Below are 11244 nucleotides of genomic sequence, written 5' to 3'. Positions count from 1 at the left end.
GTCTACCGTCTACCTTCTACCTTCTACCGTCTACCGTCTACCTTCTACCGTCTACCGTCTACCTTCTACCTTCTACCGTTTACTCTCGATATGAGTGATGCTGGCCGTTTGTTCGGCGATATAAAGAGCCTCAAACTCAGCCTGTGGTAGCGGCTGGCTAAAATAGAACCCCTGGCCAATCTGACATTGATTTGCCTTGAGCCAATCTAGCTGTAACTCGTTTTCAATCCCTTCGGCGACAATGGTTAAATTAAGCTGCTTACCGAGCATTAAAATGGTCGAGGCAATGGCACTATCACTGGGTAAATCGGACACAAAACAGCGATCAATTTTCATTGTCGTGATGGGGAGGTGGCGTAAATATGACAATGAGGAATAGCCGGTACCAAAATCATCCACCGCAATGCCAAACCCTGTGGATTTGAGTTGCTCTAGCTTCGCGATAGCGAGTTCTATGTCATTCATTAACGAGGTTTCAGTGATTTCTAGCTCTAATAATTCCGGTTGGATTTGATAGCGCAGCGCCATTTGTTTGATATCAGAAACGAGGCTAGCATCAGCAAATTGCTGAGAAGCCACATTGATGGCGATAGGAATGGCGTAGTTAAAGCGCTTTTGCCAATCTCTTAATGTCTTACAGCTTTGTTCAATGACCCAGCGGCCAATCGGAATAATAATCCCAGTTTCTTCGGCTACGGGGATAAAGGACATCGGGCTGATTAACCGTCCCTCTTTATGCCAGCGGATCAGCGCTTCACAAGCGATAACTTTACCGGTATTCAAATCGAATTTAGGTTGAAAATAGAGTAAAAATTCATTGTTTTTCAGCGCATCGTGTAGCGATGCTTCGGTGCGTAAGCGGACGGCAGCACGTTCAGTCATCTGATGTTTAAAGAAGCACCATTGGTTGGAACCGGCCGCTTTGGCGCTGTACATGGCGATATCAGCATGGCGAATAAGATCTTCTGCACAACTGCCATCTTCAGGGTAAATGGCGATGCCAATCGAGGCTGCAGGATGAATCGCGTGTTCGTTAAGTTGGATAGGCACATTCAGTTGCAGCAGCAGTTTATCGACAAAGTCGGCGGCTTGATCGGGTGATTGCACTGAGTCGGCTAACACCACAAACTCATCGCCTCCGAGGCGAGAAATCGTGCCTTTGTCGCCGACTACGCGTTCAAGCACTCGAGCAATTCGGGCTAAAAATTGGTCGCCAACGGCATGGCCTAAAGAGTCATTGATATTTTTAAAGCGATCTAAGTCGATAAACATCAGTGCAAAATGACTCTTATGCACCCGGGAACGTTGAATGGTGACGGCAATGGTTTCGAGCAATAAGGTGCGATTGGGCAGGCCTGTTAAGGGATCTCGGGTTGCCATTTTACGGAGTTTTGATTGGGTCTGGCTAAATTGGATCAGAATTTGGTTAAATTTTGCGGTCACTAACCCCAGTTCATCATCCTTGTGGGCGTTTGACATGGGAAGGAGGTGTTGATCCGGGGAGTCTGGTTCAATCTTATCAATAGCCTCACTGATGCGGGCAATGGGTTGAGTTAAGAAGCGATGAAATACCACCGACAGCACTAAGGTGAGCAATAATGCTCGTGCTAGCGTTGCTAGAAATCCGAGTTTGAGTTGGGAGAACAGGGTATTTGTTAATTCTTGAGTATCATAAAACAGCGTAAGCGTACCGATAAGCTGCTGTTTCTGAGTGCCTTCAAAATTAAAGGGACGGTATAATGGCCGGGAAATTTCTTTTAAATCATCAAACAGTTTATTGCTGAGGCTGATAAACAGTGGGGAATTATTCTTTTTGTGATTGCTGACAGATACAAACAGCGAACGATCATCAAGCTCGATTAACGCAGAGCCGACATGCTCCACTTTAGTGGCCCCTTCTAAAGTTTGCCTTGCGAGATTATCGTCTAGGGCCCAAACAGCATTGGCGGCGGGCTGCTCAACGGAATCGAGCAGTTCTTGCTGCGCGCTGGTGAGTTGCTGTTTGGTAGTGATAACCACGAGTGCGATTTCAATGACAAAAATCGCAATGGCGAAAAAGAGCGCAGTAAATACGACGAGATTGGTCTGTTTCCATGTCAGTGATTTAAAGCGGCCTGTCATGCATCTCATCCTTTATGATTATTTTTGTCAGTAAGAGATTGTTGTTCTGATTATCGTTTTTTGCATTGGGTTATTTTGGCACTGCTTTTTACAAATTTACGGTGCTTTTTGGAGGGCAATTTACCTTATAACGCTTTGTTGGTTTGTCCACTTTAGTTAAAAGATAACCGTTTGTCATCATGATCTGCTCTTTATCTATTGTTCATTATTGCAGTATACTTACGCGCGTAATTCAAGGTCATTAATTAAGGAATGGGTCACGTGAATCCAATTGTAAAGAGTTTTGAGTATGGTCAACATACAGTCACCCTGGAAACAGGTGTAATAGCGCGTCAAGCTGATGCCGCTGTGTTAGCGAGTATGGGTGACACGACAGTGTTGGTCACTGTTGTTGGTAAAAAAGAAGCCGAAGCCGGTCGTGACTTTTTCCCTCTGACTGTTAACTATCAAGAAAAAACCTACGCAGCAGGTAAGATTCCTGGTGGTTTCTTTAAGCGTGAAGGTCGTCCTTCAGAAGATGAAACATTAATTGCTCGTCTGATCGACCGCCCAATTCGTCCTCTTTTCCCTAATGGTTTCAAAAACGAAGTCCAAGTGATCATTACTGTAGTATCTGTCGATCCGCAAATCGAACCAGATATCATTTCAATGATTGGTACCTCAGCTGCGCTGGCTATTTCAGGGATCCCTTTCAGCGGTCCTTTAGGTGCGGCGCGCGTGGGTTACATTAATGGCGAATATGTGCTTAACCCGACAGTTGCTCAAATTGAAACGAGCCAACTGAACCTCGTGGTTGCGGGTACCGAAAGCGCGGTATTAATGGTGGAATCCGAAGCTCAAGCATTACCAGAAGAAGTGATGTTAGGTGCTGTGGTTTACGGTCATGATCAACAACAAGTGGTTATCAACGCGATTGCTGAATTTAAAGCAGAAGCGGGTAAGCCAATGTGGGATTGGACTGCACCGGTAGATGATGAAGCTTTAGTCGCACAAATTAAAACCTTGGCTGAAGAAGGTCTAGGTGATGCGTATAAAATTCAAGTAAAACAAGATCGTTATGCTCAAGTCGCTGTGGTTAAAGCAGCCACTAAAGAAGCGTTGTTGGCGAGCAATCCCGATGTTGATTTACGTGAAGTAGACAACTTGCTGTCGAATTTAGAGAAAAATGTGGTTCGTGGTCGCATCATTCGTGGTGAGCCGCGTATCGATGGCCGTGAACCGGATATGATCCGCGCATTAAGTGTGTTAGCGGGCGTATTGCCGCGTACTCACGGTAGTGCACTGTTTACTCGTGGTGAAACCCAAGCTCTAGTCACTTGTACTTTAGGTACCGAGCGTGATGCACAGAAAATTGACAGCATCATGGGTGAGCGCACTAACCGTTTCATGCTGCATTACAACTTCCCTCCTTACTCTGTGGGTGAAACCGGTATGGTTGGCTCGCCTAAGCGCCGCGAAATCGGTCATGGCAAGCTTGCATGGCGTGGTATTAATGCGGTGATGCCGTCTGCTGCGGAATTCCCATATAGCGTGCGAGTGGTGTCTGAAATCACTGAATCTAACGGTTCAAGCTCAATGGCGTCAGTATGTGGTACTTCGTTAGCGCTGATGGATGCGGGTGTACCTATCAAGACTTCTGTAGCGGGTATTGCTATGGGTCTAGTGAAGGAAGGCGATGACTTCGTCGTTCTTTCTGACATCTTAGGTGATGAAGACCACTTAGGTGATATGGACTTTAAAGTGGCTGGTACCCGTGATGGTGTGACTGCACTGCAGATGGATATCAAGATCGAAGGTATCACCAAAGAAATCATGGAAATCGCACTGCAACAAGCCTACGGCGCACGTGTGCATATCCTGAATGTGATGGATCAAGCCATTGGTTCACACCGTGCAGATATCTCTGATCACGCTCCACGTATTACCACCATCAAGATTAACCCAGAGAAAATCCGTGATGTGATTGGTAAAGGCGGCGCAGTGATCCGTGCTCTGACCGAAGAAACTGGCACCACGATTGAACTGGAAGATGACGGCACTGTGAAGATTGCCTCTTCAAATGGTGAAGCAACCAAAGAAGCGATTCGCCGTATTGAAGAAATCACTTCAGAAGTCGAAGTGGGCCGTATCTATAACGGTAAAGTGATCCGTATCGTTGATTTTGGTGCTTTCGTTAACATTCTACCGGGCAAAGATGGTTTGGTGCACATTTCGCAAATCAGCGATGAGCGTGTAGCGAACGTATCTGACCACCTTGAACTGAACCAAGAAGTCACCGTTAAGGTTATGGAAGTGGATCGTCAAGGCCGAGTAAGACTGTCTATTAAAGAAGCGCAAACTAAAGACGCAGCGGCGGAATAATTATCTCATTCGTGAGTATAGCAATACGCTAAATATGGCCATGAATATTTAAGTGGCTAGTATAAAAGGAGATCAATGGATCTCCTTTTTTGTTTACTGCGCTTTAATAAAATGACTTTTAATCATATTCCTCAATAGCAGTCCTGTTGTGGGATTGCTATTATGGGCACTCTTGTGCAGATGTTGGGAATCTAAAAAGGTAGAAATGGATGAGTCTTAAAATTAGAACCGCTGTTATTGCTGTGTTGGCTGGTGCCAGTGTGATGTTATTTGGTTGTGCGACCACTCCTTCTCCTTTCGAAAACCAAAATGACGTACAAGGTAAGTTGGTGATTGCACCAGTAATCCCCGATTATAAAGTCGAAGTGACCTTGGCTAAGCTGAATGAGATTTTAGCGGTAGCGGAATTAACGAATGAGCAACGCGCGCGCTTTCACTACGATCGCGGTGTGATATATGACAGCGTTGGCTTACGCTTATTGGCACGAATTGATTTTATGCAAGCACTTAAATTGCAGCCAGATTTGGCGGATGCTTACAACTTCCTTGGAATTTATTACACCCAAGAAGGTGAGTATGACAGTGCCTATGAAGCCTTCGATGGAGTGCTAGAATTAGCCCCTAATTACGATTATGCCTATCTCAATCGCGGTATTGCGCTCTATTATGGTGAGCGTAACGAGCTGGCGATAAAGGATATGCAGGCCTTTTTTGAGGGAGATCCTAAGGATGGCTATCGCGCCCTATGGCTCTATTTAATTGCCTCTAAAGACAATGTGGCAGAAGCGAAACAACAGCTAGCAATACAGCGCAAAGGGCTCGAAACCGATGCTTGGTCAACGGTGATTGTTGATTATTACTTAGGGGTTAAAAGTCGCGAGGAGGTGTTTGCTGCCGCTAAACTAGGGCTTTCTCAGCCCAAAGAATATGCTGAGCGTTTATGTGAGGCCTATTTTTATTTCGCCAAAATGGCCATAGAGCAGAAACAATACCAAGAAGCCGCCAATTATTTGCGCTTGGCGCTGGCGACCAATATTTATGATTTTGTTGAACACCGCTATGCACGAGTTGAGTTAGCTAAAGTCAAAGGCTTGCTCGAGGCAACAAAATAAGCATTATCGCCCAAGCGACATCTTGGGCTTTACCTAGCCAAGTTGGCACTGAGGCGCTATAATTTGCGCCTTTTTAGCGATACGAGTGCATAGGTTAAATGTCAGACAATAAAGTAGAGGTCGATAAACGTCGCACCTTCGCGATTATATCGCACCCCGACGCGGGTAAAACAACCATTACCGAAAAAGTGCTGTTATTCGGAAACGCGCTGCAGAAAGCGGGTACTGTTAAGGGCAAAAAATCGGGTCAGCATGCTAAGTCTGACTGGATGGAAATGGAAAAGGACCGTGGTATTTCGATTACCACCTCGGTTATGCAGTTTCCCTATGGTGGCGCGCTCGTTAACCTACTCGATACTCCTGGTCACGAAGATTTCTCGGAAGATACTTATCGCACACTCACTGCGGTCGACTCCTGTCTAATGGTTATCGACTCTGCTAAAGGGGTGGAAGATCGTACCATCAAATTGATGGAAGTGACTCGTCTGCGTGATACGCCAATCGTTACCTTTATGAACAAGCTCGACCGCGATATTCGTGATCCTATCGAGTTGATGGATGAGGTTGAGAACGTTCTCAATATCGCTTGCGCGCCGATCACTTGGCCCATTGGCAGCGGTAAAGAGTTTAAAGGTGTTTACCATATTCTGCGTGATGAAGTCGTGTTATATCAAAGCGGTATGGGGCACACTATCCAAGAACGTCGCGTAATTGAAGGCATTAATAACCCTGAGCTGGATAAAGCGATTGGTAGTTATGCCGCAGATTTACGCGATGAAATGGAGCTGGTTCGTGGCGCATCCAACGAATTTGACCATCAAGCCTTCTTAAAGGGGGAGTTAACCCCCGTGTTCTTTGGTACGGCATTGGGTAACTTCGGTGTTGACCATATCCTCGATGGTATCGTGGAGTGGGCACCCAAACCGTTGCCCCGTGAAAGTGATGCGCGGATGATCATGCCTGATGAAGAGAAATTCACGGGTTTTGTGTTTAAAATCCAAGCTAACATGGATCCAAAGCATCGTGACCGCGTAGCCTTTATGCGAGTCTGTTCTGGCCGCTATGAGCAGGGTATGAAGATGCACCATGTTCGTATCGGAAAGGACGTTAACGTAAGTGATGCCTTAACCTTTATGGCGGGCGACCGTGAGCGTGCCGAAGTGGCGTATCCTGGCGATATTATTGGGTTACATAACCACGGTACTATCCGTATTGGTGACACTTTCACTCAAGGTGAAAAGTTCCGCTTTACTGGCGTGCCAAACTTTGCCCCTGAAATGTTCCGCCGGATTCGTTTGCGTGATCCGCTCAAGCAAAAACAATTGCTTAAGGGCCTCGTTCAGTTATCTGAAGAAGGTGCGGTGCAGGTTTTTCGCCCATTAGACACCAATGACTTAATCGTGGGCGCGGTGGGTGTCCTACAGTTTGAAGTGGTTGTCGGCCGCTTAAAGAGCGAGTACAACGTAGAGGCCATTTACGAAGGTATTAGCGTCTCAACCGCGCGCTGGGTGTACTGTAAGGATGAGCGTAAGTTAGAAGAGTTCCGCCGCAAGTGCAGCCAAAACCTAGCGCTCGATGGTGGTGATAACTTAACTTACATTGCGCCAACCATGGTTAACCTTAATCTTTCGATGGAAAGGTATCCTGATATCGAGTTTGCGAAAACTCGCGAGCATTAAGCGGATAAGTGACTTAAGTTTAAAAGGCGGTGAATCACCGCCTTTTTTGTTGCTAGAGCACGACAAAGATCGCCATCGCGAATGTCATTGTTCAATCATAGTGAGTTTAGATGATGCGCCCTGGCTTGAGGTTGTCGCTAAATCGGTATTCCAAGTGCGCCGCGAGTGTTGCTGCACTTTGCGGAGATTGGGCGAATGTTGCTGCACTATGCAAATGTTGTTGCACTATGCAAATGTTGCTGCACTATGCAAATGTTGAGCGAGTGTTCGGCAAGTGTTTGCTAGCGTATGTCGCTTCCGGCCAATAAAATGGTCATCATCGAGCCGTATAACACCAAGGGAGTCATTTACTGACGATGCTAGATACCCATGCGCATCTGGATTTTCCTGAATTTGATGCCGACCGTGATGCGGTCTTTTTACGCATGCGAGAGGCGGGGATTGATAACCTGATTATTCCTGGCGTTTCCCCCGCTCATTGGCACAAACAATTGGCTCTTGCCCAGCAATACCACGCTTATTACGCATTAGGTATTCATCCTTGGTTTTGCCCGGAGGATCTCAACCTTGGAATGTCTGCTTTAACGGCGCTGGTTAACGAACATCTGTTGTGCCCGCAGTTGGTCGCGGTAGGAGAATGTGGCTTGGATAAGCGTTATCGAGCAAGCTGGCCACAACAATTGGCGCTGTTTGAGGCGCAGCTAGAGCTTGCTCAGGCGGTTGATTTACCCGTGATTGTGCATTGTGTGCAGGCCCACGGTGCGGTATTAGCCTGTTTAAAAACCTACTCACTAGCCAAAGGTGGGGTGATCCATGGATTCTCCGGTGGACCAGAACTGGCATGGAGTTACATTCAGCGAGGATTTAAGTTGGGGATTGGTGGCTTGATTATGGATCCCCACGCGAAAAAGTTGCATCAAACCGTCAGCGAAATCCCCCTTGAGCACTTGCTCCTAGAAACTGATTCCCCCGGAATGACACCTAAAAATGTGTCTGAAAAACGCAACGAACCCGCGAATGCTGCGTTTTTTATCCAGCAAATCGCTCATTTGCAAAAAAAATCATGTGTTCTAATATCAGAACAGTTGCAACTGAACGCCTCGCAACTGTTTGAGCTGTAGCTGTTTTTGGCTAAACAGGTGTGCATCGCATTAGCATTTATCACTAAGCTGTTGAAATTAAACTCCAAAATTTTGAAGCAAACGACGATTTTCGACTTCTCCTCGGGTATAATTTGAAGCGGAAATGGGTTGGTTAACAACATAAATAAAAAGTGTTAACAATAGGATGATGGTTGATGAATATATTGATGAGTTTAGTAGGGGTGGTTGTCCTACTCGCGATAGGTTTCCTCCTATCGAATAACAAAAAAGCAATTAATTTACGCACGGTCGGTGGTGCATTAGCCATTCAGGCAGCCTTTGGTGGTTTTGTATTATGGGTGCCAGTGGGTAAAGATATTCTGAAAAGTGTATCGGATGCGGTATCGAGTGTGATTGGTTATGCACAAAACGGTATCGGCTTCCTGTTTGGTGATTTAGCTAACTTTAAACTTGGCTTTATCTTCGCGGTAAACGTGCTGCCCGTTATCGTGTTCTTCTCTTCACTGATCGCGGTGCTGTACTACTTAGGCATCATGCAGTGGATCATCCGTATCATCGGTGGTGGTCTGCAAAAAGCATTAGGCACAAGCCGTACTGAATCGATGTCAGCGACTGCTAACATCTTCGTTGGTCAAACTGAAGCGCCGTTAGTGGTTCGTCCATTCATTCCGACGATGACCCAATCAGAGCTGTTTGCGATCATGGTGGGTGGTCTTGCTTCAATCGCAGGTTCAGTTCTTGCCGGTTACGCACAAATGGGCGTGCCGATTGAATACTTAGTGGCGGCATCATTCATGGCGGCACCAGGTGGCCTATTAATGGCTAAGCTGATGCACCCAGAAACAGAAGCCGCTAAAAACGATATGGATGAATTGCCAGAAGATCCTGATAAGCCAGCGAACGTGTTAGATGCCGCTGCTGCAGGTGCTTCATCAGGTATGCATTTAGCCCTGAACGTTGGTGCAATGCTGTTAGCCTTTGTGGGGTTAATCGCCATGATCAACGGCATCATCGGTGGCGTTGGCGGTTGGTTTGGCGTGGAAGGTTTAACGCTTGAGCTGATCCTCGGTTATATCTTCATGCCGTTAGCCTTCCTTATCGGTGTGCCTTGGAACGAAGCGCTGGTTGCGGGTTCTTTTATCGGTCAAAAGATCGTTGTTAACGAATTTGTGGCTTACTTAAACTTTGCGCCATACCTGAAAGACATCGCCGATGGTGGCATGGTTGTTGCCGAAACAGGTTTAGCCATGACCGACAGAACCAAAGCCATTGTGTCCTTTGCGTTGTGTGGTTTTGCTAACTTGTCCTCAATTGCTATTCTGCTGGGTGGTTTAGGTGCTATGGCGCCTAACCGTCGCCATGATTTAGCTAAACTGGGGATCCGTGCGGTCATTGCGGGCTCTTTAGCGAACTTAATGAGCGCGACCATCGCAGGTCTATTCTTAGCTATTTAAGTTAAAAATACTTCTTGGGAACTTCCCAAACATTAGGCCCTACTCGCGACGGGGAGGGCCTAAGGTTAATTCAACCATTTTCCAGCAATGCTGATTTCTCAGGCTGTGATAGTACACAGGCTGATAGTACACAGGCTGATAACTGACTGATAGTACATCAATAGATGTTCATAGTGTGCTGCAGATGCATCGTCTGCTGCTGCGGATAGTATGTCGCCAATGAGTGTATCGCCAATTGTGTGCTGAATAGAGTGTCACTGGCACGAGGTTCTGACCCCTACGGCCGGGCACTGGGTGATATTCATCAAGCCTGAGGCAGAAGTCGCGATGTTGTTCACAATAAAAAATATTGTGTTCGTGATTTAACGCTAGATTATTGAGATTTTCTTTCATCTAGGTAGAATGCGGGCGCCACAAAAAGAAGGCTGCCTTAACTGGGTAGCAAACAAGATAAATGGGGTTGATGATGAAAAACGTTAAAACTTTAGCTTTAGCTGCAACAGCCGTTGCTGCACTGTCTGGTAATGCCGTTGCTGCGGATCGCGGTCAAGATATTCATGCAGGCGATTACAACTGGATGCAGTTTAACTACATGTATGCCATGAATGAGCTTCCAGGTGAAAGTGACCATGATTATATCGAAATGGAGTTCGGCGGTCGTTCTGGTATCGTTGATTTGTATGGTTATTTAGATATTTTTAACCCTACTGAACGTTCTGGTAGTGATAAAGCGGGTTCTCCAAAGATGTTCCTTAAACTTGCCCCTCGTTTCTCTCTTGATGCGATTACGGGGAAAGATTTATCTTGGGGTCCAGTTCAAGAGGTTTATTTAACCACTTTGTTCAACTGGGGTGGTGGTGATGCCAACCTGTACGGTCCAGGCGCTGGTGACGTAAACAACGCTTCTGTAGGTATTGGTGCGGATGTTATGGTGCCTTGGTTTGGCAAAGTTAGCATGAATCTTTATAAGTACTATGAAATTCAGGCTAAAGACTGGAACGGTTATCAGTTCTCTATGAACTGGTTCAAGCCTTTCATTAACTTTGATAACGGCTCATTCATTTCTTATCAAGGTTACTTAGATTATCAGTTTGGTGCTGATTCTGAGTTTAATGGTGCCACCGGTAAGGCCACTCATGGTGGTGCTATGTTCAATGGTATCTACTGGCACTCTGAGCAATTTGCCCTTGGTTATGGCTTAAAAGCTTATAGCGATGTTTACTTAATTGCTGATTCTGATGGCTTTAAGTCAACTGGTGTTGCGCACTACTTTAGTGCGACTTACAAGTTCTAATCGACCTGTGAAGTTTGTCGAAGCCGCATGATGCGGCTTCGCATTTAACTTGTCATAATCCTTATCTAAACTTATGCACCATCTATCCTGTGAGTTTATATAAGGTTTATGTTTTTCTCG

The 11244-nt window shown here is 46.0% G+C and carries 7 protein-coding genes; 6 read left to right on the top strand and 1 reads right to left on the bottom strand.

Annotation, left to right across the window (positions count from 1 at the left end):
* Nucleotides 1-72 precede the first annotated feature (72 nt).
* Nucleotides 73-2121 (bottom strand): putative bifunctional diguanylate cyclase/phosphodiesterase, encoded by a 2049-nt coding sequence (locus ACRCZA_RS15210; RefSeq protein ID WP_438675236.1) that lies wholly within the window; start codon nt 2119-2121, stop codon nt 73-75.
* 261 nt (nt 2122-2382) lie between these two features.
* On the opposite strand from ACRCZA_RS15210, the gene pnp reads away from it, so the two are divergent.
* From pnp to ACRCZA_RS15180, 6 genes are all read left to right on the top strand, one after another.
* Nucleotides 2383-4482: a polyribonucleotide nucleotidyltransferase gene (gene pnp / locus ACRCZA_RS15205; RefSeq protein WP_438675235.1), complete on the top strand. Its 2100-nt coding sequence runs from the start codon at nt 2383-2385 to the stop codon at nt 4480-4482.
* 209 nt (nt 4483-4691) lie between these two features.
* Nucleotides 4692-5594 carry a lipoprotein NlpI gene (gene nlpI, locus ACRCZA_RS15200; RefSeq protein ID WP_438675234.1) on the top strand — a complete coding sequence of 301 codons (903 nt, stop codon included), beginning with the start codon at nt 4692-4694 and terminating at the stop codon, nt 5592-5594.
* Nucleotides 5595-5692: 98 nt separating this feature from the next.
* A complete protein-coding gene (gene prfC, locus ACRCZA_RS15195) occupies nt 5693-7273 on the top strand; it encodes a peptide chain release factor 3 (protein WP_438675233.1) in 1581 nt (526 codons plus the stop codon).
* A gap of 356 nt (nt 7274-7629) precedes the next feature.
* Nucleotides 7630-8394, top strand: coding sequence for a TatD family hydrolase (locus ACRCZA_RS15190; RefSeq protein WP_438675232.1), 765 nt, complete (start codon nt 7630-7632; stop codon nt 8392-8394).
* 176 nt (nt 8395-8570) lie between these two features.
* Nucleotides 8571-9830: a NupC/NupG family nucleoside CNT transporter gene (locus tag ACRCZA_RS15185; RefSeq protein ID WP_438675231.1), complete on the top strand. Its 1260-nt coding sequence runs from the start codon at nt 8571-8573 to the stop codon at nt 9828-9830.
* 466 nt (nt 9831-10296) lie between these two features.
* Nucleotides 10297-11124, top strand: a complete 828-nt coding sequence (locus ACRCZA_RS15180; protein ID WP_438675237.1) for an outer membrane protein OmpK — start codon at nt 10297-10299, stop codon at nt 11122-11124.
* The last annotated feature ends 120 nt before the right edge of the window (nt 11125-11244 follow it).

Origin of the sequence: Shewanella sp., assembly GCF_051658185.1 — a bacterium.
Lineage (GTDB): Bacteria > Pseudomonadota > Gammaproteobacteria > Enterobacterales > Shewanellaceae > Shewanella.
The sequence above is the reverse complement of the archived record's forward strand: the minus strand, read 5'-3'. Positions and strand labels throughout refer to the sequence as shown.

What these genes read in the sequence shown, in the direction of transcription:
- prfC (WP_438675233.1), top strand. Translation starts at nt 5,693, where the DNA reads ATGTCAGACAATAAAGTAGAGGTCGATAAACGTCGCACCTTCGCGATT.
- ACRCZA_RS15180 (WP_438675237.1), top strand. Translation starts at nt 10,297, where the DNA reads ATGAAAAACGTTAAAACTTTAGCTTTAGCTGCAACAGCCGTTGCTGCA.
- nlpI (WP_438675234.1), top strand. Translation starts at nt 4,692, where the DNA reads ATGAGTCTTAAAATTAGAACCGCTGTTATTGCTGTGTTGGCTGGTGCC.
- ACRCZA_RS15210 (WP_438675236.1), bottom strand. Translation starts at nt 2,121, where the DNA reads ATGACAGGCCGCTTTAAATCACTGACATGGAAACAGACCAATCTCGTC.
- ACRCZA_RS15185 (WP_438675231.1), top strand. Translation starts at nt 8,571, where the DNA reads ATGAATATATTGATGAGTTTAGTAGGGGTGGTTGTCCTACTCGCGATA.
- ACRCZA_RS15190 (WP_438675232.1), top strand. Translation starts at nt 7,630, where the DNA reads ATGCTAGATACCCATGCGCATCTGGATTTTCCTGAATTTGATGCCGAC.